Source organism: Pilimelia columellifera subsp. columellifera, from assembly GCF_039532605.1.
GTDB classification, from domain to species: Bacteria; Actinomycetota; Actinomycetes; order Mycobacteriales; family Micromonosporaceae; genus Pilimelia; species Pilimelia columellifera.
In genome coordinates this window covers 1-24182 of record NZ_BAAARY010000014.1, presented here as the reverse complement: position 1 = coordinate 24182, position 24182 = coordinate 1, and the positions used below count along the sequence as shown (strand labels likewise).

Here is a 24182-nt window from a genome sequence, read left to right as displayed (position 1 = left end):
TTTTCCGGCACGCGGCGCGCCCGCCTTCGGTTCAGCGCGTCGATCATCCACGCGCATCGGTATAGATCGCGATCATACGGCTCTGACCTGCCAGGATGCTGCCCCGGCGACCATGTGGCACGCTGGCTCCAGGCCACCGACGACCCAGCCCCCGAGGAGCGCCCAGGTGACTGAGCACGCTGCTGTCCCGCCCGTCCCTGACGTTCCCCTGGCGCCCCCGCCGGTCCCGGGCCAGTCGCTCGCCGGCGCCGGACCGGTCGTCGGGCCCGCCAGCGACGCCATCGGGCCCGACAGCGGCCTGTGGCGGCAGATGAAGGCGGACCCGGAGTACGCGCCGGAGCATCTGGCGCTCGCGGCGGTCCGGGTGATCGGACCACAGGCGCAGGCGTGGGCGGCTCAGATGCGCGCCCACTACGCCGGGGTTCAACCGGATCAGTTGGCTCACTGGGCGGTGAAACGGTTCACCACCCACGCTCGGGTGTCCGGCGCCATCTCCGGGGCCACCGGCCTGCCCGGCGCCGTGCTGGACGTCGGCGTGCTGGCCTGGACCCAGGCCCGGCTCAGCCTGCACGTCGCCGCGGCCTACGGATACGACCCGACCCACCCGGACCGGGCGGTCGAGCTGCTGGTCCTGCAACAGGTTCACCAGATCGCCCAGACCGCCCGAACCGCGCTCGGCGTCGCGGCCGGACGGGAGCGGGTGGGCGCCCTGCTGAGCCAGTCCGGGCACCAGTCGGTAGGCCGGACCATGACGGTGCTGGCCGTCCGGCTGGCCAAGATGTCAGGGATGAGGGCGGCCCAACGGATCTTCGCAAAGCTGATCCCGGGTGCCTCGATCATTCTCGGCGCGTGGTCGAACTCGGCGGCGGCCACCGAGCTGGGACGTCGCGCGGTGGCCCACTACCGTCGTCCGGCGCTGCCCGGGCAGCGCGTTCCGTAGCCGGGGGACGCCACGCCGCCGGGCCCCCTGCGGCGGGTCAGCGGCGCAGCCGGCGCATCAGCCGCCGCAGGGACAGCGGCGAGACCGCCACGGCGAGCGTCCCCCCGGCGGTGCGCACCGGACGGACCAGAGCCAGTCGTCGGCCGACCCGGCGCCACCGTCGGCGGGGCAACGGCACGCCGTCCAACCGGACGGCGGCGGCGCCGCTGCCCTCGGCGGTGACGACGGTGGCCTGCACGGCGCGGAGGCTCCCCAATTCCGGGCTGCTCGCGACGATGGCGTCCAGCGGGATCGCCACCTCCGCGGTGAACCCGTCCGCGTCGGGGGTCACGACGGTCGGCCCTGCCGTGGTTCGGGCGATGCCCAGGCGGACACTGTCGGCTCTCGCCGCGGCGTCCGCCGGCGCTGTGCTCCGGGCGCTCAGGGTCAGGGCGACCTGGCCGTCGGCGCGCCGCCACCGTACCGAGGTGACCTTCAGTCGGGCCACCCACGCCGCCAACTCGGCGGTCACGTCGAACCATTCGTCGGGTAGCGCCAGGCCCGGTTCGCCGAGCCCGGCATAGGCAGCCCGCCACTTGTCAGGGCCGCCGACGACCAGCGGCGCCGGCTCCTCAGACCACCGTCGCAACAGGTTGGTCAGCGTGTCGAGATCGCGGTTCTGGGCGACGCTGACGGGCAGCCGGGCGGCGACGTCGAGCCGGCCGCGGATCGCGCCGGTGAGGTAGCGGTCGGCCAGGGTCCGAACTCCTTCGTGGATCTCGTGCTGGGCGTCCCGACCCAGGCGCAGGAAGTCCTTGCGCAGCAAGTTGGCGACCTCCCAGGAGAAGTGTCGCAGGTGGACGGCATCGCGGCGGGGGCCGGGCTCGATCCGGGTCGCGGTGAACTCCATGAGCCGGGTGACGCAGCGCAGGGCGGTGGCCTGCCGGGTGCGGTAAGTGATGTTGGTGTTGGCCAACCGGCGGACCGCGAAGTAGCAGTCGTAGTCGGGGAGGACGTGGATTCTGCCGGCATGCAGCGCCGCGTCGAGGGTGAAGGGTTGGTCGCTGAGCATCGGCATGTCTTCGGGAAAACGCAGTCGGTGCGTTTCGATAAGCGAGCGACGGAACAGTTTGGTGTTCGCGAGCGCCCACGGCAGCGGCGAGTCGAACAGGCTGATGTCACGCTTGTCGTGTTCGTAGACCTGCTGGTCGACGTTGCGGCCGTTGACTCCGATGACCCGGCCGAGGACGATGTCGGCGTGCTGCTCGTCGGCGGCCCCGACGAGCCGGCGCAGCGCGTCCGGGCCGAGGTAGTCGTCGGCGCCGAGGAAGAAGACGTAACGGCCACGGGCCAGGTCGAGGGCCCGGTTGCTGGGGCTGGCCGGGCCGCCGGAGTTGGGCTGCCGGACGGTCCGGACCACTCGCGGGTGGCGGCGCGCGTACCGGGCCAGGACGCGGGCGCCGGAGTCGGTGGACCCGTCGTCGACGGCGACGATCTCCATCCGGTCGGACCCGATGCTCTGGGTCAGCAGCGAATCCAGACAGCGGGTCAGGTAGGGCATGGCGTTGTAGACCGCGACGACGACGGTGACGTCGGGCGTCCGGGTGGCGGTCGGCGCGGTCTGGTGGAGGCCGGAAAGGCCGGCGGCGGTCATACCGTGATTATCGGAGATACCGACAGGAGGAAACGGGGCGGTACGCCGGGAGTCCGGAATCAGTCGCGTCACGCCAGCTGGAATGACCGTTTCGACAGCCCCATCAGGTAGCCCTCGATCGCCGTCTCGGGGGGACTTCCGGGATCTGACGCGGCGCCCAGGGTGAGGAACAGCGGGGTGAAGTGCTCGACCGTGGGGTGGGCGTACGGCATTCCCGGCGCTGCCGCCCGGTAGTCCGCCAGCTCGTCGACGGCGCCGCGGGCGAGCGCGTCGGCGGCCCAGGCGTCGAAGTCGGCGGACCATCCCGCGGGCCGGTTGTGCCGGGCCATGTCTGCCGTGATGAACGGCAGCCCGTGGGTCATGAACCCTGAGCCGACGACGAGGACCCCGTCGTCGCGCAGCTGCCGCAGCCTGCGTCCGAGGGCGAGCAAATCGTCGGGCCGGTCGGTGGGCAGGCTCAGCTGGATCACCGGCACGTCGGCCGCTGGATACATGATCTTCAGCGGTACCCAGGCGCCGTGGTCCAGGCCCCGGCTCCGGTGTTCGTGAAGGTCGACGCCGTCGGGCATGAGCCTGGTCACGGCGCTGGCAAGCTCGGCGGCCCCGGGCGTCGGGTAGCGCATCTGAAAGTACCGGCGGGCGAAGCCGCTGAAGTCGTAGACCAGGTCCGGAGCGGGCCCGCTGCTGGAGATGCTCAGCGGCGCGTGTTCCCAGTGGGCTGACACGATGAGGATCGCTTTCGGTTTCGGCATCCGCTGCGCCCAGGCGAACAGCTCGCCGATGAAGGTGGCGTCGTCGAACAGCGGCGGGGCGCCGTGGCTCAGGTAGAGGGCCGGCAGCGGGCCGTCGGCGGGGGCCCAGGGGCGCTGCCGGGCGCTGGTGGCGAGAGCGTCGGGGAGGAAGTCGTCGAATGCCTGGCCAGGTCTGGTGAGCCGGTTCTGTGCGGTCATCTCGCCTCCTCGAAAATCGCCATCTACTTGCTGCGTCAAATAAATCTAGCGGTCAGTTAGTTGTTCCGTCAAGTAATTGACGGAAGGTGGCGGTCTTCCTCGCCACGCTGACGCATGGCCGAGCGGCGAGCGGGTAGTCAAGACCGTCAACTCGGACACGAGGTCACAGAACGACGAGAGGTGGGTCGGATGACTACCAGCAGCGCGCGTGGCTGGGCGGCAGGCGGCGCGGCGTTGGCCGCGAGCCTCATGATCATGTTGGGCTTCTGGCAGTTCTTCATCGCCGTCGCCGCGATCGCCAAGGACGAGATCTTCGTCAACGCGCCCAAGTACACCTTCGCGATCGACGTCACCGCCTGGGGCTGGATTCACCTGCTGCTCGCCCTCACCGTCATCGCTGCCGGCGTCGGCGTCATCGTCGGGGCGACCTGGGCGCGGGTCGTCGGGATCACCGTGGCCGTTTTGGTGGCCATCAACAACTTCCTGTTCCTGCCGTACTACCCGCTCTGGTCGATGGTCGTCATCGGACTGGCCGTATTCACCATGTGGGCCATGGCCAACTGGGACCCCAACGCCATCGACGCCGACGCCGCGGCGCCCTGAGTCAGGGTCACCGGGGCGTCGGCAGACGCGGCCCTACCGGATCAACCGCGCCACCAGGCAGCCGGGATCTCCCGCAGCGAGTTGGACGCGCAGTGCACCTCGCCGTCGCGCATGTGGTACGTCGTGTAGTCGTCGACGAACGCGACGCTCATCCCGGCTGACTGGTACGCGGCCGTGGTCGCCTCGGCCATGAGGTCCCGGCCGTCGACCAGCGGCCCCCACTGCTTCGCCGCGACCACCCGAGTCGGCGACACGACGATGCTGTTGATCGCCGCCGGCAGCAGCGCGCCCATCCCCTGCCGCAGAGCCGCCCGGCGGTCCTTGTCGGTCAACCCGGGTCGTGGGCCGAGCGCGGCGAGCTGACGGTTGGCCGTGGCATCGGTGACCGACAGCCTCGCCGCGCTGGTGTAGAGGCCGGGAACCCGGACGATCTCGGCGTCGGTGACGCCGGTCTCGGCCTTGAGCGTCGCCAGGTTCGCCTCGATCTTGCGGGCGGCGTTCTGCTGATCGTCCTGTAGCCCACGATCGGCCAGGAAGGCCGACAGGGTCATCCGTCGCGCCTGCGCGTGGCTGGAGATGCTGACCCCGCCCTTGCCAGCGTCAACGGCCTTGCGAATCACCGCCACCGCGCCCAGCGGGTCAGCGACCGCGACCCGCCAGCCACGTGGGGTGTTCGCCGGCACGAACTGCACGAACTCGTCCACATGCCCGACCGCCAGCCACCCCGAGTCCAGCATCAGCGGCGACTGCGTCTGCTGGGCCGCCAGCAGCTTGCGGGTGTTGGCGGACGGACCCTCGGATCCCGGGTTCTCACCCATGATGATCCGTCCGGCCGGGAACGCCTTCCCACCGTGCGAGTACGGCGGGATCGTCTCAAGATTCCCGAACGAGCTGAAGGTCGCCGACCGCATCGCCCGGGGCGACGCGGCGGGCGGGCGGGCGACCGTCATCGACACCACGCCGACGTCCCGACCGCGAAGGCCGAACAGCTTGAGCTGAGCGGGGCGGGCCTGGTCCGAGCGCAGCAGCAACCGCAGCCGCTGCGCCCCGCCGTCGCGGGCGACCGAGGCGTAGGCCGGCTCGAACCAGTCCTGGGCCCAGACGTCCCCGGCACGGTCGAAGGTGTGCAGGGGCTTGGGCATCGCGGCGCCCGTGCCCGCGGCGGCCAGGTCGCGCCGGAACTTCTGGTAGTCGGCGGACGCGTCCGGCGCGGCGACAAGCTGCTGGTTGGTCTGGGTGTGGGCGTGGGTGAGCAGCGGCGCCACCGACAGCTTCACCGAGTCAGCGGCGCGGGTCGCGCCGTCGGTGAGGGTCACTGTCACGGTCGCGGTGCCGTCCCAGACCGCGCGGTCCCGGACGATGTCCCTGCCCTCCAGGCCCAGGGTGAGGCCCTGGCGCAGGTCGCCGCTGTTGAACGTGGCGGACGTCGTCAGCGGGGTCCAGGTGGATCCCTTACGGACAAACAGACGGGTGTAGTTGGCGCCCGTGCCCTCCACTGCGACGGTGGCGGTGGCGTCAGCTCGCGCTGACGGCAGGGGCGTGGTCAGCACCGGCGCGAGATCCTGAGCGTCGGATTCGCCGTTGACGACGGCGTCGGCAGCGTCGTTGCAGGTCTGGTTCGAAGCGGCGCAGCGGGCCGCGTCGTCGTCGAGGTTAGGCAGGAACAGGGCGCCGCGGGTCGGCGTCGCCACGGTCTTGCCGGCTTCGTCGCTGTCGCCGGTCAGGTCGACCCGGCCGTCACGATCGGTATCGGCGCGGATCGACAGGCCGGCTGCGCTGCCCGTCGGCTCCGCGGGGGCGCTGGCGCCTGGCGAAGCTGCGCCGACGACGGCCAGGGCGGTCACACCGACCACGGCCAGGGAAGACAACAATCGGAGAGGTACGACGGGGTGCACTGGCGTGCTCCTTAACCGCAGGGGTGGGAGCGCCATCGTACGAACAGCCAGCGATGTCTGTCGATACCTGCGCGAGCGGCCGGGCGGAGCGGCGGCAGGACCTGGGAACTCAGTGCGGTCCGACGTCGGTGACCCGGACGACCGCCGCGCCGGCCTCGTCCGAGGCAGCCAGATCGACCTCCGCGCTGATGCCCCAGTCGTGGTCCTCGTCCGGGTCGGACAGGATCTGGCGCACCGTCCACCGCAGCGGACCCTTGTCGATCATAAGCATCCGGGGGCCGCGGGCGTCCGGGCCGACGCCGATGGCGTCGTAGTCCTCGAAGTACCCCTCGATCGCCTCGGCCCAGGCGTCGGCGCCCCAGCCGTCGTCGCCGTCCAGCTCGCCCAGCTCGTCCCAGCGGCGCAGCGCCGCCAACTCCACCCGCCGGAACATCGCGTTGCGCACCAGCACCGTGAACGCCCGCGTGTTGCGGGTCACCGTCGGTGGCTCCGGCGGCGCCACCGGCTTGGTCGGGTCAGCCGACGGGTTGCGTAGCTGCTCCCACTCGTCGATGAGCGAGGAGTCGACCTGTCGGACCAGTTCGCCCAGCCACTCGATGAGGTCGCCCAGCTCCTCGGTGCGGGCCTCCTCGGGAACGGTCTGCCGTAGCGTGCGGTAGGCGTCGGCCAGGTACCGCAGCACCAGGCCCTCGGAGCGGGCCAGCCCGTAGAAGCTGACGTACTCGTTGAAGGTCATCGCCCGTTCGAACAGGTCCCGCACCACGGACTTGGGGCTCAGCTCGTGGTCGGCCACCCACGGGTGCCCGCGCCGGTAGGTCTCGTAGGCGGCGTCCAGCATCTCCGCCAGAGGCTTGGGGTGGGTGACCTGCTCCAGCAGCTCCATCCGCTGGTCGTACTCGATGCCGTCGGCCTTCATCGCCGCGACGGCCTCGCCCTTGGCCTTGAACTGCTGGGCCGAGAGCACCTGCCGCGGATCGTCCAGGATCGACTCGATGACCGACACGACGTCGAGCGCGTAGGTGTCGCCGTCGCGGTCGAGCAGCTCCAGTGCGGCCAGCGCGAGCGGCGAGAGCGGCTGGTTGAGGGCGAAGTCGAACTGGAGGTCGACAGTCAGCCGCACGGTGCGGCCGTCCCCGTCGGGCTCGGGCAGGCGCTCGACGACGCCGCCGGCCAGCAGCGCCCGGTAGATGGCGATGGCCCGCCGGATGTGCCGGCGCTGGGAGGCGGGGTCCTCGTGGTTGTCGGTGAGCAGGTGGCGCATCGCGGCGAACGGGTCGCCCGGCCGGCCGATGACGTTGAGGATCATCGCGTGTGAGACCTGGAACCGGGACGTCAACGGCTCCGGCTCGGCGCCGACGAGCCGCTCGTAGGTGGGCTGACCCCAACCGACCGCGCCCTCCGGCGGCCTCTTCTTGACGATCTTGCGGCGCTTCTTCGGGTCGTCGCCGGCCTTGGCGATGGCCTTCTCGTTCTCGATGACGTGCTCGGGCGCCTGCACCATGACGGTGCCCAGGGTGTCGAAGCCGGCCCGCCCGGCCCGCCCGGCGATCTGGTGGAACTCACGGGCGTACAGCAGACGGGTCTTCACCCCGTCGTACTTGGACAGTCCGGTGAACAGCACCGTGCGGATCGGGATGTTGATGCCGACGCCGAGGGTGTCCGTGCCGCAGATGACCTTGAGGAGGCCGGCCTGGGCCAGGGTCTCCACCAGACGCCGGTACTTGGGCAGCATCCCGGCGTGGTGCACGCCGATGCCGTGCCGGACCAGCCGGGACAGCGTCTTGCCGAACCCGGTGGCGAACCGGAACCCGCCGATCAGCTCGGCGATGGCGTCCTTTTCGGCCCGGGTGCAGACATTGACGCTCATCAGCGCCTGGGCGCGTTCCAACGCGGCGGCCTGGGTGAAGTGGACGACGTAGACCGGGGCCTGCTTGGTGCTCAGCAGCTCGTCGAGCGTCTCGTGCAGCGGGGTCGTCGCATACGAGAAGATCAGCGGGACGGGGCGCTCGGCGTTGCGGACCACCGCGGTCGGCCGGCCGGTGCGCCGGGCCAGATCGTCCTCGAAGCGTCTGGTGTCGCCGAGGGTGGCGGACATCAGGACGAACTGCGCCCGCGGCAGCTCCAGCAGCGGCACCTGCCAGGCCCAGCCGCGGTCGGGCTCGGCGTAGAAGTGGAACTCGTCCATGACGACCTGGCCGACGTCGGCGGTGGCGCCGTCCCGCAGAGCGATGTTCGCCAGGATCTCGGCGGTGCAGCAGATAATGTCGGCGTCCGGGTTGACGCTGGCGTCGCCGGTGAGCATGCCGACGTTCTCCGGGCCGAACGTCTGGCACAGGTCGAAGAACTTCTCGCTGACCAGCGCCTTGATCGGGGCGGTGTAGAAGCTGCGCACCCGTTGGGCCAGCGCGTGGAAGTGCGCCCCGGCGGCGATGAGGGACTTGCCCGAGCCCGTGGGGGTGCTGACGATGACGTTCGCCCCCGAGACCAGCTCCATGAGCGCTTCGTCCTGGTGGGGGTAGAGGGTGCGGCCCTGTTCGGCGGCCCAGCCGACGAAAGCCTCATAGACCGCGTCCGCGTCGGGAGCGACGTCGGGAGCACGGTCCGGGGGGATGCGGTCAAACAGTGTCATGGCCCGCCCATCCTGCCCCGGATGATCGCCCCGCGCCAACCGGTCGGCGCCCTCAGCGGCAGGCGCGGCGGAAGACCAGATCGAAGATGTCCCGGCCCGCGGTGACGCCGCGCCGTTCAAACTTGGTCAGCGGTCGGTGCGCGGGGCGTGGCGCGAACCCGTCATGGTCGTTGCGCAGGCCGTCGGTGGCGCTCAGCGCCGCCAGGGCGGCGCCGGCGTACTCGGCCCAGTCGGTGGCCATGTGCAGCACGCCGCCGTGGCGCAGCCGGGAGGCCAGCAGCGGCAGGTGCGCGTTCTGCACGAGTCGGCGTTTGTGGTGCCTGGCCTTGGGCCACGGGTCGGGGAAGTAGATGTGGACGGCGTCCAGGCTCGCCGGGGCGATCTGGTGGCGCAGCAGCTCCAACGCGTCGCCGCAGGCTACCCGGACGTTCGTCAGGTTCTCGGCGTCGACCATGCGTAGCAGGTTGCCGATGCCGGGGGTGTGGACCTCGACGGCGAGGTAGTCGCGGCCGGGGTCGGCGGCGGCCATCGTCGCGGTGGCCTCGCCCATCCCGGAGCCGATCTCCAGGACCAGTGGCGCCTGCCGGCCGAACAACGCGCCGGGGTCCAGGGGCTCGGTGGCGGCCGGGTCGATGTCGAGGCCGTGCCTCGGCCAGAGGCGGGCCAGCGCGTCGCGGTTGGCATCGCTGAGCCGGCCGCGGCGGGGGTGGAATGTGCGGATCCGGGCGAGTGGTCGGCCGTCGAGCACCTGCTGGCTCCTCGGTGGGGTGGGTGGGCCCTCAAGAGTGTCACCACGTCGGTGGGAGCGGAAATCGCTCCCCGCCCGGTGTACGTATAGTGTCGCTTTTAACTTTATTGCGTTGAATGTGGCATGTCCGTTTCCACCCAACGGCGAACCGTCGGTCCCCTCCCCGCGCCCCGGGCCGGCGCCGGCGCCCACCCACCCACCCAGCCCGGCCGGGAGACCGGCCTCGACCTGCTGCGTCTGCTGGCGATCTGCGGGGTCGTCGCCATCCACGTCATCGGCATGATCGTCTCCAACAAGGACATGCGCGGCACCGCGACCTGGTGGGCGGCCGCGGCCATCGACCTCAGCTTCGTCTGGGCAGTACCGGTCTTCGTCATGATCAGCGGCGCGTTGGTGCTGGCCCCCCGCGCCCACGCCAGCGGCCCCGGCGCCTTCTACCGCAAGCGGTTCGCCCGGATCCTGCCCGCACTGGTCGCCTGGCACCTCATCTACCTCGTCGGCGTCCGGCTCATGCTGCGCGGCGAGAACCTCTCTGGCGAGACGATCACCCGACTGTTCATCGACGCCAAGGTCTTCACCGCGCTGTACTTCCTGTGGCTCATCGCCGGGCTCTACCTCATCGCCCCGGTGCTCGCCGCGTTCCTGCACGCCGGTGGCCGTCGCCGCGCCGCCGCGGTCGCCGCGACCGCCCTCATCTGGACCCTCGGCGCTTCCATGGTTTCCGGACTCGCCGCCCTCATCGGCATCCAACGACCACTCAACCTCGGCGCCCTCACCATCTCCTGGATGTACGTCGGATACTTCGTCGCCGGCTGGGCGCTGCTGGAGGTCACCATGCGACGGCGGTGGATCGGCACTCTCGCCGCCGGTGGCGGGCTGCTGCTCGTCGGGGTCATCGCCCAGTACGGCGTCCGGCCCGACCTGCGCGAGCTGCAACTGCTGCTGCCCGTCAGCTACCTCGGGCTGTCGGTGGCCGTCCTGGCGATCTGCGTCTTCCTCATCGGCACCAACCTCGGACGCCGTTGGTCGGTGCCGTCCCGGCTCAGCCGCGCGCTGGCGAGGCTCTCGGACGCGTCATTCGGGGTGTTCCTGGTGCACCTGCTCATCTACGAACTGATCAAGAAGGCGTTGCCGGTGACCGCCGCGGGGGAGTCGCTGCCGGTCATGGGGACGACGTATCTGGTGGTGCTGGTGCTGTCGTTCGCGGTGTCGCTCGGAGCTGCCCGGACGCCCTACCTACGAACGATCTTCTGAGCGCCTTCTGGACGTCATCGTCGCCGAAGCCGCCCCTGGCGGAGACGCCCACCAGCACAGGCGACCATTGTAGACCTCGGAGCTGCCTCCGGTGACCAGATTAGGGCGAGTGCCCATTCGACGCGTCAGGGTTGGGCTGCCGCCTTGCGGGCGCGGTAGGCGTTGACGGCGGCGCGGTTGCCGCAGCCCGCATCGCAATAGCGTCGCGACCGGTTCCTGGTGAGGTCCACGACGACGTTGTCGCAGTCGCTTGACTCGCAGAGGCGTAGCCGGTGCAGCTGGTCTTCTCGGATGACGTCCACGAAGGCCATTGCGGCTTCGACGGCCATCCGGTCGGCGAGCGGGGCGTCTGACGAGGTGGCGTGTAGGTGGTATGGCCAGTTGTCGTGTCGGACGAGCTGCGGGAGCGCGTCCGACTCTCGCAGCAGGGCGTTGACGATCGCCACAGCCTCGTCCTCTCCGGCTTCCCAGACGCGCCGTAGGCGGGGGCGTAGCCGCTGCACGGAGCGCAGTTCGTCGTCGGTGTTGTCGTGGCGGCCGGTCCAGCTGTGCCGGTGGATGAAGTCGGCGAGCGCTGCCACGGTCGGTATCGCCTCGTCGCCGCCGCTGGCGGTGTTGACCAGGGCCGCGGCGCCAGCCAGGGCCACCTCCGTGTCATGAGCAAAGGCCACGTTGACTCCTGTCAAAGATCCAGTTAGCGTCATGAGCATAACGCTGTTTTGCTCATGACAATTCGGGGGTGGCTGTGCGATCCGAGCATTCCGCTGGCGCGGGCCTGGGCCTGGCGCTGCTGTCGGCGGCCACCTTCGGCTCCTCTGGCGCCTTCGCCCGTCCGTTGCTCGACACCGGCTGGTCCGCCGGCGCCGCGGTCGCCGCCCGGGTGGGCATCGCCGCGCTGATCCTGGCCGTGCCCGCGGCGCTGGCGCTGCGTGGCCTCTGGGGAGTGGCCCGGAGCGCGTCGGGCAGCGTCGCGCTGTTCGGCCTGCTGGCCGTCGGCGGCGCGCAGGTCGGATTCTTCAACGCGGTGCGATACCTGCCGGTGGGCGTAGCGTTGTTGTTGGAGTACTCCGGGATCGTCCTGGTCGTCGCATGGATGTGGGCACGGCACGGCCACCGTCCGCGGCGCCTCACTGTCGCCGGCGTCGCGGCGGCGGTCGTCGGCCTCCTGCTGATCCTCGACATCGCAGCCGGCGCAGACATCCACCCAGCCGGCGTCGCCTGGGGGCTGGTCGCAGCCGTCGGGTTGGCCAGCTACTTCGTGCTGTCCGCCCAGCTCGATCCGCGATTGCCGGCAGTCGCGCTGGCGGCTGGCGGCATGGCATTCGGCGCGGCGGTCCTGCTCGCGTTGGGCGTCGTCGGCGCGCTGCCCATGCGGGTCGCCAGCGGCCCGGTGCTCCTCGCCGGGCACTCGGTGAGCTGGCTGGTCCCGGTCGTCGGGTTGTCGTTGGTCGCCGCGGTCATCGCCTACCTCGCCGGCATCGGGGCAGCCCGCACCCTCGGCGCCGCGCTGTCATCCTTCGTCGGGCTCACCGAGGTCGTGTTCGCGGTGCTCATCGCCTGGCTGGCCCTCGGCGAGCTGCCGACCGTCATCCAGGCCGTCGGTGGCGGCTGCGTCGTCGCGGGCATCGCGCTGGTGCGTCTCGACCAGCTCCGCCACGCCCGCCCGCTGCCGCCCCCTGCCGGAAACAGCGGGCAGGGGACGGCAGCGAACGACGAGCTCAGGTCACCCGCAGGCTGCGGGAACCGGTGACGTTCGACAGGTGGTCGGCATCGGCCGGCTTGGACACCCGGTAGGCGAACAGGCCGGGGGAGGTGTGCCGGATCGCGAACGCGTACCCGCCGGCGCCGGTCAGCCTCCGGCTGGCGACGTTCCGCCACGAGCCGCGGGTGAGCCGCTGGAGGTAGACGACCTGCCCGCCGTGCGCCGGCCGGACCGCTCCGCTCAGCCGTACCGTCTTTCCACGTCGGACCTTGGCCGCCGACAGCGCGCCGCTGATCGCCACCCTGACCGCGACCGTGCGGATCGCCTGGGAAGCGAGCAGTCCGCCGCCGGCCAGGTGCAGCAGCCGGTAACTTCCCCGCGCGGGGGGCCGGTGCCGGTAGGTCACCGCGCCGGAGGCGCTGGTCGTCAGGTTCGCCAGGAACGTCGCCGGTCGGCCGACGGGCTGGAAGTACAGCCGCACCGGAGCGTTGGAGACCGCCGCGCCGTTGTCCCGGCGGGTCACCCTTCCGGTGACCGTCACGGTTCCGCCGTAGACCAGGGCGGTCGGCGCCGCGCCGAGAATGGTCGCCGTGCCGGCCAGCTGGACGACCCGGACCGGCGACGCCACGCCCGAGCGGTCCCGGGCCCACACCGCGAACGTGTGACTGGCGCCCACCAGGCCGGTGGCGGTGGCGGAGGTGAGCCCGGCCCGGACGGCCAGGCCGCTGCCCGGACCGCCATCGGGTCCGTTCGGGGCGACCGTCCCGACGTTCTGCAGGACGACCACCTCGGCCAGGTCGCTGATCTGCGGGGCCGCCCAGGTGAGCGTGGCCGTGTTGAGGCCGCCGACGGCGGCTACCGGCCCGACCTGCGGCGGCGCCTGGTTGGCGACCCGGAACACCGACCGGATCAGGCCAGCGTGGGTGGCGCCGGCGGCGTCCTTGACCGCGCCGACCTCGACAAGGTGCGGCGCCCCCTCAGCCATCGGGGCCGCCGGGGTGATCGTCGCCACACCGGCGTCGAAAGCGACGTCGGCCGGCACGATCGCGCCGCTGTACCCGTCGCGCAGCCGGACCGTCTCCGCAGTGACCGAAGCGGGCGTCATGGCGCGGGCGAACGTGACCGTGGGGGTGGCGGCGGCGTCGACGCTCGTGGCGTGGGGGACCGGGCCGAGGTCCTTCACCCACAGCTGCTCGCCGGGCGCGGTCGGGGTTCCGGGCGGTCCCGTGGTGATCTTGACCATGTGGGTGGCCTCGGTACGGGCGCCGTTGTAGGAGCTGACCGCCACGAACACCGGGCCGGCGGGGACGGTGACCGTCGCGGTCTCGGTGGCATCGGCGTGGGGGCTGTCCACCCGGGAGAGCAGTCGGAGGTCGGCGTCGTAGACCTCGATCACCGGGTCGAAGTTCTTGACGTGATGGTCGCCGTGCGGGGCCGGCGTCACGACGACTTCCACCGCCCGCGCCTCGTCGCCGTGGTTGACGTGCCAGTCGACGTCCCCCTCGATATCGATCAGGCCGGCGGACTCGCCGTGCGCGCCGGCCAGGGCCGGGGTGTTGTCGTTGTCGCCACCAGGCGGGAGCAGATCTCCGGCCCAGCTGCCGTCCAGGGCCCGGTAGGCGTCGAGCACGCCGGCGCCGTAGTACGGGTCCCGGCCGGCGGGGCCGGCGTCGCGGGCGGTCCGGGCGAGCCGGGCCGCCACCTCTGCCGGGGTGAGTGTGCGGTGCGCCGAGCGCGCCAGCGCGACTGCTCCGGCGACCAGCGGCGCGGAGAACGACGTGCCGCTGTCGGAGACGTAGGAGCCGGACCCGGCGTCGGCGGACCAGATGTTGAAGCCAGGGGCGACCAGGTCGACCCAGTCGCCGGAGGTGCTGAAGTCGGCGAGCGCCCCGGCGTCGTCGGTGGCGCCGACGGCGATCGCCTCCGGGTAGGCGGCCGGGTACTGGGGGGTGTTCTCGCCGGTGTTGCCGGCGGCGGCCACGACGACGACGCCCGCTGCGACCGCCCGTTGCAGCGCCTCGCGCAGCAGCGGGCTGTCCTCGGGGCCGCCCAGCGACAGGTTGATTACCTTGGCGCCGTGGGCGGTGGCCCAGTCGATGCCCTCGATGATGTCGAGGTCGGCGGCGGACCCGTCGGGTCCGAAGACCTTCACTGGCATGATCCGGCCGGTGTGCGCGGCGCCGGCGATGCCCACGCCGTTGTTGGTCCTGGCGGCGGCGACGCCGGCGACCATCGTGCCGTGGCCGCCGTGCGGGGCGGTCTCGGGGTCGAAGGCGGTGTCGGTGGTCGAGCCGCCCGGGGTGACCGCGTTGAAGCCGGGGACGAGCCGCCCGGCCAGGTCCGGGTGGCTCCCGTCGACTCCGGTGTCGATCACCGCGATGATCTGGCTGGTGGTGTCGGTGACGACGTCCCACGCCTGCGGCAGGCGGACCGTCTTGAGGTACTCCTGCGCTCCGACGACGAAGCCCTCGTCGTCGGGGGCGGCGGCGAGCGTCCGGCGGTGGTTGAGAGCGGCCGAAGCGACAGCGGGGTCGCGGCGCAGCGCGCCGAGCAGCGCGGTGGCCGGGCCGCCGGCCTTGACCTGGACGATGCCGTCGCCGGCTACCGAGCTGATGGCGCGGGCGCCCCGGGCCCTCAGGGCTTTGGCCCGTCTCGTCGCCGTCGCGCCGTCCTTGAACCGTACGAGGACGGTGTCCGGCACGGCCCGCGGCGCGGCGGCGGTCCGGCGGGGGGCCGGACGGCTCTCGGCGGCGAATCCGTCCGGCCGCGCTGCTGTCGGGGGCGTGGCGTCGGCTGGCGGGGCCGTCAGCGCGGAGGCCGCGCAGGCGACGGCCGCGGTCAGGGCGAGAGCTCGGGGGAGCAGGCGCACAGATGTCTCCATGGGTCGGGGGGACATCCAGCTTGCGGTGAGATGACCGCTTCGTCCGACCTCCGCGGGGCCAGATCTGGTCGGTGGGCGGCTCGGCCCGACCGTCACCTGGCCGTCCTAGAATTGGACAAGATGCCTATATCGGTTCAGGGGTGTCCGGCGTCGACGGCGGATTCCCGCGAGCGTCCCGGGTTTGACGCCGGCCAGGGGCGTAAGCGAGCATGGCCCGGCAAGCGAGCGTGGAGGAACCCGGCGCGAATCCGGGAGGGGGCTCTAATGCGTTAGATACCCACTACACTGAGTAGTGAGGTGGGTGGCGTGCGAAGCCTTGCAGTAACGCGGCTGAGCCGAGACACCGACGTTTCCAGCTCGATCGAGCGCCAGAGAGCGGACATCGTTCGCTGGGCGGCAGCTTTTGACCATGAGGTCGTGGCCTGGGCAGAAGACGTTGACGTCAGCGGCGGTGTGTCCCCGTTTGACCGTCCCGAGCTGGCACCGTTCCTGGACGAGGACGGAGCCGACTCGTGGGACATCGTTACATGTACACGTATCGATCGGTTAAGTCGGCGTGTCTACCACGTTGTTGACGTCTTACGGTGGTGCGAGGAGTGAGGCAAATCCGTTCAGAGCATCAGCGAGAACTTCGACCTGAGTACGCCGATTGGTCGTGCGCTTCTTCTCTTGCTGGCCAGCATCGCCGAGGGTGAACTTGAGACAACGAAGGCTCGCGTCAACTCAGCCCGTGCGCGTTTCCGTCGAGAGGCACGGTGGAGCGGCGGAACGGCACCCTACGGAACCCGCCCAGTACAGCAGGCCGACAAGACGTGGCGTCTAGAGCACGACACTGGCACAGCTCCAGTTCTTAGAGAGTTGATTACTCGTGCCCTGCGGGGCGACTCTCCGCACGCGATCGCGATCGACCTGAACGAGCGAGGCATCCCGGCTCAGAAGGGCGGCGGGTGGTTCGGCGGCACGGTCAGGAACTTGCTGAAGAGCCGGACGTTGCTCGGTGAGCACACTTGGCGTGGCCAGGTTGTGCGCGGCGAGGACGGAACCCCGGTAGTCCGGTACCCGCCTTTCCTGTCCGAGGCAGAGTTTGCTGAATTGCAAGCACGGCTCGAAGACCGTGCTCGTGGTGCTTACCGGCGGCAGTCACCCAACCTGCTCCTTCGAGTGGCCTTCTGCGGGAGTTGTGACACCCCGCTGTCTCGGTACGTGAACACGAGGCCGTATCACCGTTGCGCGCGGTACGCGGGAGCTTCCGTTCCGGCTCGCCGAGGTCTCCGGTCTAGACGAGAAGGGCGAACTGATCTACGCCCTGACAGAGGAAGGGCTGTAGGCATTCAGGAACAACACTTGGTACGTGTAGGCCGCTGACAGCCAGCTCCAGGCCACATCTTCAAATCCGAATAGGGCGGTAGGCATCCGGTCTGCCTCTGTCCCTGGTCAAGCTCAGGCCCTCCACGAGCGAATAGTTGACCTCCAGCAATCGCTATGTTTTCTGGTTATCGCAGCGGAAGCACAGACGAGTGATCTGGAGGGTTGGAGAAATGACTACTCCAGTTGCGCCCCTCCAGGCGCTTCCGCCCCGGTGGCTGCCTCTCGCCGAGCGCCACCGGGGCTTCTCATTGAGCGACTTCGGCCCGCACCACCGTGCAGCATCGCGTGCCGTCGGGTGCGGGCACGGGTATCACTAATGTAGCGTCGAAGCCGCACGAGACCACCATGTCGGTCCATTGTCCGGGGGAGCCGGTCTGTCGGCGGACGGGGGCGCAGGTGCCGTCGCCTAGCCTGATGTGGTCCCGTCGACCAGCGAGCCACGACTCCTCCGGGACGGAGAACAGCAGGACCCCGCCAGGCCTCAGCTTGTGGCGGACGAGCGGCAGGACCGCCGCCGGGTCGCAGAGGCCCACAACCCCGAAGATCGACACAACAACGTCCACCTGGTCGGCGTGGTACCGCAGGTAGCCCCGTGCGTCGTCATGGACGAACGGTATGCCGAGCCATCCCCAGCGTGCTTTTGCTCGGTTGACCTGGGCTACAGCTAGGTCGACTCCCGTGCATCGAGCGCCCAGCACCGCCAGTGCAGCCAGGTTGTCACCGTTCCCGCATCCCAGCTCCAGCACGTCCCGTCCGCACACGTCGCCAAGCAGCTCCGCGCCTGGTCCGTGACCTGGGTACTGGGTTAGCTCGAACCGTCCCGGCCGCTGTGGTTCATCGTGGGGGAGGGCAAGCCTCGCCTGCGCCTCCCACGCCGCCCGGTTGATCTCGGTCTCACGGTCGACCAGGATCACGTTGCCGTCACTTCCAGACAACTGCCGGCCCGGCGCAGCTTCCGGGAGTTGTTGAGCAGCGACTTGGCAACGGCCCGGTACTCCTTTGCCGCCGCCTTCATCGCGGCCAGGTTGGCAGCGTCGTGGTTCGGGTTGGCCTTGACCCAGCCTTCGATGTTCGTGGCCAACAGGTCTGCCGTCTCGGCCTCCTTCTGGAGTACGGACCGGAAGTGGCCGGACACCTCGGTCCAGTTGTACGGGTGCGGGAAGCTGCCGCTGCCGGCGAAGCTGAGGTGGTAGTTGCAGTGCTTCAGTCCGGTGGTCATGCCGTTGTAGGCGTCGGTGACGCCGACGACGCGGCCGGACTTGTCTTTGAGGTCTGCGGTCACGGTGCGCTCCTGATGTACGGAGCCAGCACCGGGGACGACGGTTCGCACGCGAGTCGCCATCCCCGGTAGCCGACTTCAGCGGTTGTCGAGCGTCTGCTCGATCCAGGGAGTACGCATCGCGGCGAGGTTGCGGCGGAAGGCGTCAATGTCAGCCCCGAAGGGCACGACGCAGCCACCGCTCATGTTAGGCGAGCCCTGGCATCCGTGAACCAGGCGACCACCCAAAGCCGCGTGCGCTAGAACTGACTCGCGGCGTCGGGACTCGTTGAACCACGTGCTGTGGTAGCACTCGTCAAGGGCCTGGGACTCCGCCTCGGTCAGATCGTAGACCACCTGGGCGGCGTGGCCGAGCATCCACACAGGCGAGACGTTGGTGATGTCGCCGTTCAGCTCAACCTTGTTGAGCGCCATGAGGGTCGCCAGCTCGCGGAGCTGCACCAGCGTCCGAGGCGTGACGTAGTCCAGCTCCGGGTCCGTCAGGTGTTCCGGGCGGAAGAGGTAGGCGTACACCTCGTGCGCCGCGCGCAGCACCTCGGCGGCGTCGGTGGTGCTCCGGCCGCGCTCGCGCACGTAGTCCAAAGCCATCTGCTCCAGCGCTGTGTCTGTCCCCTCCTTCGCCGGCAGCAGCTCGTCGTGGACCCGTTGCCAGTCGCAGATCATCCAACTTGGGGAGCGGTAGTCGAAGAAGAAATCCTCGGGCCCGATAGTCAGCGAGGCCCCATCCACGGAAACCCCGTTGATTCGGTTCCAGGTCGGAGTGAACGCCACGGGCAGCTCAACCCGGATGATTTCTGCGGTCATGGTCATCTCGTCGCCTCTCGTTGTGGGGGAGACGGAGGACCGGCTCGGGGATGCCGACCCTCCGTCTGCTTCGTCGGCCGCCCTGCACCCGGTTCTCCACGTCATCTATCGGGCGTGGAGCCGGGGCGTCGTCAGCGGCCTGCTCAGGTGTGGAACGCGACTGAGTGTGTCGGCTTCCTGGCCCTCCTGAAATGATCAGCGTCCGTGGTACGAGCCCACGGAGTGAGCCCACACAGGGTGTGTCCAACACGTGTCGGTCGGCTACGCTGCTCGGGTCCACGGCCCCGTCCTGAGAAGGTCCAGGTGGCGAGACGCAAGACTTTTGACCCCAGCGCAGCTCCGCGAGCCTTCTGGCGGCGTGACGACGTTCAGCGTGTGCTTGCCCGGCGTGAGGTCGGAAACCTGTTTTCGATCTACTTAGCTGCGTTCCCCAACTGCACGCAGACGCAGCTAGCCCTCATGACTGAGCACGACCGTTCCGACATCTCGAACTTCATCCGTGGCGCTCGCTCTCCACGTGTCACCGACATCGACGTGCTGAACCGCGTGGCCGACGGCATGGGGATGCCTGACGAGTCCCGCCTGCTGCTCGGGCTGGCACCGGCCAATGTCCGCATGTCTGACGTCGCCGCTCGGACGGGCTGGTACTGCCCTGAGCAGGCAGCGTCGCCCCTGCGCCTAGCGGTGTGTGGCTCCCGGTCTCCTGGTTGCAACAGCGACATCATCGACGAATCAATCTTGGCGCTCAGCCGGCTCCTTATGCGCCGACGGTGCGAGGTTGACCACGGCCCTGTCGGCGTGGGCGTCGAGGTCATGACCTTCATCGCCGACCGCTACAACCCGCCGACCCTCAAACAGGTTGTCGGTATCTTCGGCCACCCGAACGTGGTGAGGAACGCCGACTACGTGCTGGTGGTGGGCGGAGGGCCGGGCACCCTCGATGAGGTTGAACTTGCCCTCGTCATGGACAAGCGCCTGCTGCCCTTCCGAGCCTCTGGCGGGTCAGCGGCGTCCGCCTACACCCGTCTCCATCGGGAGCCAGCGGTGCGAGGGTGGCTCGCTGCCGACATCTTCGCCCAGCTCGGCGACTGTTCGACTGCCGACGACTACACAAGCCTCGTGGACCACGTCTTCACCCTGGGAGCGACAAGAAGTGACTGAACGCCCGTACGTCCTGCTGTCCTGCGCCGTGTCCGTCGACGGCTACCTGGACGACGCCACCGGCAAGCGCCTGATGCTGTCCAACGACGAGGACTTCGACCGCGTGGACGCGGTGCGAGCCACCTGCGACGCCATCCTGGTCGGGGCTAACACCATCCGGCAGGACAACCCTCGACTTCTCGTACGCTCGCAGGAACGGCGAGACAAGCGGGTCAGCGATGGGCGTACCTCCTCGCCGCTGAAGGTGACCATCACCGAGCGCGGCGCGGTGGACCCTGACGCCGCCTTCTTCTCCTCTGGCGACGGCAAGGTGGTCTACACCTCTACCAACGCCCACAGCAAGGTGGTCGAGCGGCTGGGCGTGGTCGCAGACGTGGTCGACGCCGGCGACCCGCTCTCCTTCGGCCGCGTCCTTGACGACCTCGCCGGCCGCGGTGTCAGGCGGCTCATGGTCGAGGGCGGCAGCACGATGCACACCCAGTTTCTCACTCACCGCCTGGCGGACGAGTTGCACCTCGTCATCGCACCGATCTTCGTGGGAGACTCGTTTGCACCTCGGTTCGTAGGTGACGGCCAGTTCCCCCATCATGGTGACAACCGCGCCCGCCTCCTGGAAAACCGCAGCATCGGTGATTGCGTGCTCCTGCGCTACGGCCTGTCGGACCGGGCAACGAGCTAACCTGCGCCGCCCGCTCAGGTCCACCTCCAGCCACCTTCTTGCCCTCCACAAGGGCAGGTATAGCCCGGCTTCCTGCCGTAGTCCTGAACCTGGAGAAGGTCGACGGACACCGCTGCCGATGTACCTGTCTAACGGTGGCTGGTATTCGCCATGGATCACCTCGGGAACTTCCGTCACCGCCCGGCCGCCGCTCCTCAGCCCGGCCGGGGCCACCCCACCCAGGAGGACGAGATGCCACCGAAGCCCGGCTACCGAAGGCGGACTGCCGCTGAAGTAGCTGAGATCACCGAGAAGGCCGTGCGCTTGTACGCCGCACGTCGTTCATATCGGGAGATCGGCGAGGAGTTGGGCTGTGTGACCACGAGTGGGCAAGGCAGATCATCATCCGATTCTTCAAGGAACGTCCGCTCCCGAGGTAGAGGAAGCGCGAAAGGTTGATCTACAGCTAATCGACCAGCTCATCGACAGGCTCTGGCGCACCATCACAGCCTCGGACAGCCTGGATCTGAGCGCCAAGAACAACGCTTCTGCCACGCTCCTAAAGGCCCTCGACCGTCGCGCCCGCTACCTCGGTCTTGACGCTCCCGCCGCAGCCGAGGTCACGGTGACCCATCGCGGACCAGCGGACGCCGAGCTGGCGCAGATGATCTCCGAGGCAAAGATGCGTGCCTCGATGCCGATCACTGACGAGGTACCAGAGGACGCTAGGTGAGCTTCGTGCACAGCCTCGTGAGGCAGATCGCCCACCTCATCGACGACCCTGCCGCGATCGTCTTCGTCCGCACCACTGACGGCCAGTACGTCTTCGTAAACGAGGCCTACGAGCGTCAGCTCCACCTCACCCAAGCGCAGGTACTCGGCAAGGCGAACGAGGAGATCTACGGCTCGGAAGACTCCGTCAACTGGCAGTCCGCTGACTCCTTCGCCCTGGCGCTCGGTGTCCCCGTCGTCACGGTTGAGGCGTGGTACGACCCCAGCCTCCGTAGGTGGCGGAAGTTCAGCGCCTTGAAGTGGAAGGCCACCGACCCTGACACCGGCGACGAGTTCCTGGTTGGTGTGTCCGTCGAGGCGACTGACGGCGAGGTCCTGGTGCAGCAGCGGCTGGCGAACCTCCAGGCCGGTGTCATCGCGGCTTGGGACAGCACGGCGACCGGTCGGAAGGAAGCTCGTGAAGCAGATGATCAGCGAGGACCATCTCGCGGTTCTACGGAGGATCGCAGTGCAGGTGCGTGACACCGCAAGGGAGATCGTTGAGGTAGTGGACGACATCGAGCGGCACATCCCGTCGAGAAAGCGAAGACTGTGATTGACAACGGCGGATTCTCAAATGGTGGCTACATCTCCAGCCCTGGTGGACAAGCCTCGGACGAGATTCCGGCGATGCTGTCCAGTTGCTACGAACCCGGTACTGCAACGGACGAGAATCGGGAGCTTATCCTCGACCGACTCCGGGCCGAGTACCTGCGCGCTGGTAACCGGTTGTCCGACTACGTGAAGTACCTCTGTCCTGGACCTCACAAGCCGACCCAGCATCGGGACGCACGGCCGCCGTGGTGCAAGGCGTGCGGCCGAACTGCTACGGGAGGACTGGTTCCCTCTCGTCACCAAGCGCGGTACAGCTAAACGCCTGACGGATACACCCAGCCTCGACTAGCCTATCCCCATAGAGACGTACACCCGAGCTGTCTAGGAGTGGACCACTGCGGCGGACGTTGATCACTCAGTTCTTGCCTCGACGATCGTTGGTCTAGCTCAGTGCCTTCCCGATGACGTGCCCTTGTTGGAGACCGTGAAGTTTCTGCTCCTCCTAACGAACGTCGAGTCTACCGCTGAGCTTCGTGAGATCGCGGAAGCGATGAGGCAGCTGAGCGCGCCGGGTGAGGGACAGCCTCTAGCCTTCAACTTCCTTAACGCTCAGATCCGTATGGCCAATCTTCTGGAGTTATGGCCGACAACATTTGACCCTTCCGGCCAGCGCCAAATCAAATGCTGTAAGCACTGGCAAGCACGGCCTCCCCGATCCCTGGCGTCCAGGACGCCGGCCGTGCAGCGTCACGCACCCACCACGTATGCCTGACGCCACCAGCCCGTAGACCAGCGTTCCCCCGTCACCGAGTGTGGCCGCTCGGAAGATCAAGGGGTGGGGTCGCGGTGCTGAAGGTGGAGCGTAAGAACGCGCGTGCAACGGCATGGCTATCGGCATTAGCCGAATTCGCTCTGTACCAACTGCATCTACTGGGGAACCCATCTAAAACAGTGGGTATAGACCACAAAGCTACGACCCTGTTGCTCAACCTGCACGTCGCAGGCCTGGAGGTAGCGGTTTCCGGGTTCGTTCGAGCTGGTTCCGCTGTCGAAGGTCTGGTATGCCACTCCGCTCCGGTAGTGCCAGTTTACTGACTCAACCTCCCGCTCCCGGTCGTTTTCCAGCTCCTTTCCGTCCACGACGCCGGTGGCGTCCAAACTGTTGGTGCTGACGAAACTGTCAAGGCAGCTGCGGTCCGGGGCAACTAATCTGATAAGTAGGTGACGCCAATCGGACATCGGCCACGGCCGTTTGGCCAGGAATCGCACATCTGTGGCGCACGGCGGAAGTGTGAGTTGGAAGGCGCGCAGCGTTTGTTCCAGGGTCCGATCACCGCGACTGCCAGGATAGGCGCGCGGGTCATCTGAGGTGGCAATGACAGCTGCCCAGAGGTACCAAGCTCCGCCCAGTGCCACTATCACCAAGATAGCGACAATGGCTACGCGGTTGCTCCATCGACGAACCAGCATGGCGACAGTGTCTCAGGTGTCGTAAGCTGTAGGCGCGGTCTCCCCACATCGCCCACGCTCAGGACCACGCAGACCAGCACACTAAGCGTCAATCTGCCGGTCAACCGTCCGTGAAGCGCGTCCAGGAAGCCCCGAGGGTAACGCCGCTGGCGGGTCTCGTGGAGGGCTGTAGGCACGGTACTGACGAACCTAAGAAGTTGGGGAACAGATCAGTCGTCGGCTTCATTACGCTTGAGGCGCAGTCCCTTAGCTCGGTTTGAGCGTGCTGGCGGCTTGACTCCGAGTGCCTTCTGGATTGACAGAATCCTCTTCACTCGCCAACCCTTCACATCGTCGCGGCTCCCCTCGCCCCACGCTGCCTTTAGCGAAGCGTGGAGGTACATCGCCGCGTCGTCGCACACCTCCGGCCGCAGTAGCAGCACGAGCGTTTCAGCTTGCCTGGTCATACGTTCGATCCGTGTTCTGACGCCGATCTTCGGCGTCCTCTTTCGCCTCCTCGATTTTGCCCTCGTCTCCAAGGGCTCCATATATCGTGATGACTACCCGGGCCTTCCTTGACTCCTCAACCGCGTCGTTGTAGGCATGAACAGCATCCAAAAATCGGCTCGCCACCTTGATGCGTTCGTCAAGTAGTTTCGATCGATGCCCTACTCTCAGGTCGGCAATATACTTTCCGAGCACGCCGAGCAGGACTCCTGCTAGGCCAGTCGCCAAAGGCAGCCAAGAGGTCACGGTGGCCAGCATAGGGCTGTCTGGCAACAATGCCACTGTCGAGTGACCTCCAATGAGGTGATCTCAGCAAGGGCGTGATCGTCGGCGGGGACGACACGGGCACCTCGTCCATAACGGACGGTGTTGGAGAGGGCGCGGGGCCCTCGGTA

22 protein-coding genes are annotated in these 24182 nt (G+C 68.7%); 10 read left to right on the top strand and 12 right to left on the bottom strand.

The features are described 5' to 3' along the window. Positions 1-166 precede the first annotated feature (166 nt). The gene (locus ABD287_RS14235) at positions 167-940 is read left to right on the top strand and encodes an EcsC family protein (protein ID WP_344173204.1); all 774 of its coding nucleotides are present in this window, start codon (positions 167-169) and stop codon (positions 938-940) included. 37 nt (positions 941-977) lie between these two features. Here ABD287_RS14235 and ABD287_RS14230 read toward each other — a convergent pair whose 3' ends face one another. Together ABD287_RS14230 and ABD287_RS14225 are read right to left on the bottom strand one after the other, a co-directional pair. Beyond that, positions 978-2573, bottom strand: coding sequence for a glycosyltransferase family 2 protein (locus tag ABD287_RS14230; protein ID WP_344173202.1), 1596 nt, complete (start codon positions 2571-2573; stop codon positions 978-980). 68 nt (positions 2574-2641) lie between these two features. Further along, positions 2642-3523 carry a dioxygenase family protein gene (locus tag ABD287_RS14225; RefSeq protein ID WP_344173200.1) on the bottom strand — a complete coding sequence of 294 codons (882 nt, stop codon included), beginning with the start codon at positions 3521-3523 and terminating at the stop codon, positions 2642-2644. 189 nt (positions 3524-3712) lie between these two features. On the opposite strand from ABD287_RS14225, the gene ABD287_RS14220 reads away from it, so the two are divergent. Continuing rightward, positions 3713-4126, top strand: a complete 414-nt coding sequence (locus tag ABD287_RS14220; protein WP_344173198.1) for a DUF7144 family membrane protein — start codon at positions 3713-3715, stop codon at positions 4124-4126. 41 nt (positions 4127-4167) lie between these two features. Here ABD287_RS14220 and ABD287_RS14215 read toward each other — a convergent pair whose 3' ends face one another. From ABD287_RS14215 to trmB, 3 genes are all read right to left on the bottom strand, one after another. Then, the gene (locus ABD287_RS14215; protein ID WP_344173196.1) at positions 4168-5994 is read right to left on the bottom strand and encodes a protein-arginine deiminase family protein; all 1827 of its coding nucleotides are present in this window, start codon (positions 5992-5994) and stop codon (positions 4168-4170) included. Between the two features lie 136 nt (positions 5995-6130). Continuing rightward, positions 6131-8650 carry a DEAD/DEAH box helicase gene (locus ABD287_RS14210; RefSeq protein WP_344173194.1) on the bottom strand — a complete coding sequence of 840 codons (2520 nt, stop codon included), beginning with the start codon at positions 8648-8650 and terminating at the stop codon, positions 6131-6133. A gap of 52 nt (positions 8651-8702) precedes the next feature. Then, a complete protein-coding gene (gene trmB, locus ABD287_RS14205) occupies positions 8703-9398 on the bottom strand; it encodes a tRNA (guanosine(46)-N7)-methyltransferase TrmB (protein WP_344173192.1) in 696 nt (231 codons plus the stop codon). Between the two features lie 123 nt (positions 9399-9521). Here trmB and ABD287_RS14200 point away from each other — a divergent pair, with 123 nt between their 5' ends. Beyond that, positions 9522-10652 (top strand): acyltransferase, encoded by a 1131-nt coding sequence (locus ABD287_RS14200; RefSeq protein ID WP_344173190.1) that lies wholly within the window; start codon positions 9522-9524, stop codon positions 10650-10652. 125 nt (positions 10653-10777) lie between these two features. On the opposite strand, the gene ABD287_RS14195 is transcribed toward ABD287_RS14200, so the two are convergent. Continuing rightward, positions 10778-11323 carry a CGNR zinc finger domain-containing protein gene (locus ABD287_RS14195; protein ID WP_344173188.1) on the bottom strand — a complete coding sequence of 182 codons (546 nt, stop codon included), beginning with the start codon at positions 11321-11323 and terminating at the stop codon, positions 10778-10780. A 74-nt stretch (positions 11324-11397) separates the two neighbouring features. Here ABD287_RS14195 and ABD287_RS14190 point away from each other — a divergent pair, with 74 nt between their 5' ends. After that, on the top strand, positions 11398-12402 hold the full coding sequence (locus tag ABD287_RS14190; protein ID WP_344173356.1) for an EamA family transporter: 1005 nt from the start codon (positions 11398-11400) through the stop codon (positions 12400-12402). On the opposite strand, the gene ABD287_RS14185 is transcribed toward ABD287_RS14190, so the two are convergent. After that, a complete protein-coding gene (locus ABD287_RS14185) occupies positions 12371-15223 on the bottom strand; it encodes a S8 family serine peptidase (protein WP_344173185.1) in 2853 nt (950 codons plus the stop codon). The two genes, ABD287_RS14190 and ABD287_RS14185, sit on opposite strands and share 32 nt — an antisense overlap. Before the next feature lie 309 nt (positions 15224-15532). Between ABD287_RS14185 and ABD287_RS18570 the strand changes: the two genes are divergently transcribed. Together ABD287_RS18570 and ABD287_RS18565 are read left to right on the top strand one after the other, a co-directional pair. Next, on the top strand, positions 15533-15835 hold the full coding sequence (locus ABD287_RS18570) for a recombinase family protein (RefSeq protein WP_425565625.1): 303 nt from the start codon (positions 15533-15535) through the stop codon (positions 15833-15835). A gap of 69 nt (positions 15836-15904) precedes the next feature. Further along, positions 15905-16600: a recombinase family protein gene (locus ABD287_RS18565; protein WP_425565624.1), complete on the top strand. Its 696-nt coding sequence runs from the start codon at positions 15905-15907 to the stop codon at positions 16598-16600. Between the two features lie 248 nt (positions 16601-16848). Here the strand turns inward: ABD287_RS18565 and ABD287_RS14180 are convergent, their stop codons facing one another. The 3 genes from ABD287_RS14180 to ABD287_RS14170 all read right to left on the bottom strand — a co-directional run bounded on the left by ABD287_RS14180 (position 16849) and on the right by ABD287_RS14170 (position 18686). Then, on the bottom strand, positions 16849-17517 hold the full coding sequence (locus ABD287_RS14180) for a class I SAM-dependent methyltransferase (protein ID WP_344173182.1): 669 nt from the start codon (positions 17515-17517) through the stop codon (positions 16849-16851). Continuing rightward, positions 17514-17885 (bottom strand): hypothetical protein, encoded by a 372-nt coding sequence (locus ABD287_RS14175; RefSeq protein WP_344173181.1) that lies wholly within the window; start codon positions 17883-17885, stop codon positions 17514-17516. The genes ABD287_RS14180 and ABD287_RS14175 overlap by 4 nt, the downstream gene beginning before the upstream one ends. Positions 17886-17960: 75 nt before the next feature. Next, a complete protein-coding gene (locus tag ABD287_RS14170; protein WP_344173179.1) occupies positions 17961-18686 on the bottom strand; it encodes a hypothetical protein in 726 nt (241 codons plus the stop codon). 375 nt (positions 18687-19061) lie between these two features. On the opposite strand from ABD287_RS14170, the gene ABD287_RS14165 reads away from it, so the two are divergent. The 4 genes from ABD287_RS14165 to ABD287_RS14150 all read left to right on the top strand — a co-directional run bounded on the left by ABD287_RS14165 (position 19062) and on the right by ABD287_RS14150 (position 21759). After that, entirely contained in the window at positions 19062-19847 is a 786-nt protein-coding gene (locus tag ABD287_RS14165; protein WP_344173177.1) for a hypothetical protein, read from the top strand. After that, the gene (locus tag ABD287_RS14160; RefSeq protein ID WP_344173175.1) at positions 19840-20526 is read left to right on the top strand and encodes a RibD family protein; all 687 of its coding nucleotides are present in this window, start codon (positions 19840-19842) and stop codon (positions 20524-20526) included. The genes ABD287_RS14165 and ABD287_RS14160 overlap by 8 nt, the downstream gene beginning before the upstream one ends. A gap of 364 nt (positions 20527-20890) precedes the next feature. Then, positions 20891-21238, top strand: coding sequence for a hypothetical protein (locus ABD287_RS14155; RefSeq protein WP_344173173.1), 348 nt, complete (start codon positions 20891-20893; stop codon positions 21236-21238). Then, a complete protein-coding gene (locus tag ABD287_RS14150; protein WP_344173171.1) occupies positions 21235-21759 on the top strand; it encodes a PAS domain-containing protein in 525 nt (174 codons plus the stop codon). Before ABD287_RS14155 ends, ABD287_RS14150 begins: the two co-directional genes overlap by 4 nt. Before the next feature lie 999 nt (positions 21760-22758). On the opposite strand, the gene ABD287_RS14145 is transcribed toward ABD287_RS14150, so the two are convergent. Then, entirely contained in the window at positions 22759-23301 is a 543-nt protein-coding gene (locus ABD287_RS14145; protein WP_344173169.1) for a hypothetical protein, read from the bottom strand. Between the two features lie 429 nt (positions 23302-23730). Next, positions 23731-24033: a hypothetical protein gene (locus ABD287_RS14140; RefSeq protein WP_344173167.1), complete on the bottom strand. Its 303-nt coding sequence runs from the start codon at positions 24031-24033 to the stop codon at positions 23731-23733. Between the last annotated feature and the right edge of the window lie 149 nt (positions 24034-24182).

Coding starts and splice junctions, on each gene's coding strand:
- ABD287_RS14230 (WP_344173202.1), bottom strand. CDS start 2,573: ATGACCGCCGCCGGCCTTTCCGGCCTCCACCAGACCGCGCCGACCGCC.
- ABD287_RS14225 (WP_344173200.1), bottom strand. CDS start 3,523: ATGACCGCACAGAACCGGCTCACCAGACCTGGCCAGGCATTCGACGAC.
- ABD287_RS14220 (WP_344173198.1), top strand. CDS start 3,713: ATGACTACCAGCAGCGCGCGTGGCTGGGCGGCAGGCGGCGCGGCGTTG.
- ABD287_RS14210 (WP_344173194.1), bottom strand. CDS start 8,650: ATGACACTGTTTGACCGCATCCCCCCGGACCGTGCTCCCGACGTCGCT.
- ABD287_RS14200 (WP_344173190.1), top strand. CDS start 9,522: ATGTCCGTTTCCACCCAACGGCGAACCGTCGGTCCCCTCCCCGCGCCC.
- ABD287_RS14170 (WP_344173179.1), bottom strand. CDS start 18,686: ATGACCGCAGAAATCATCCGGGTTGAGCTGCCCGTGGCGTTCACTCCG.
- ABD287_RS14145 (WP_344173169.1), bottom strand. CDS start 23,301: ATGCTGGTTCGTCGATGGAGCAACCGCGTAGCCATTGTCGCTATCTTG.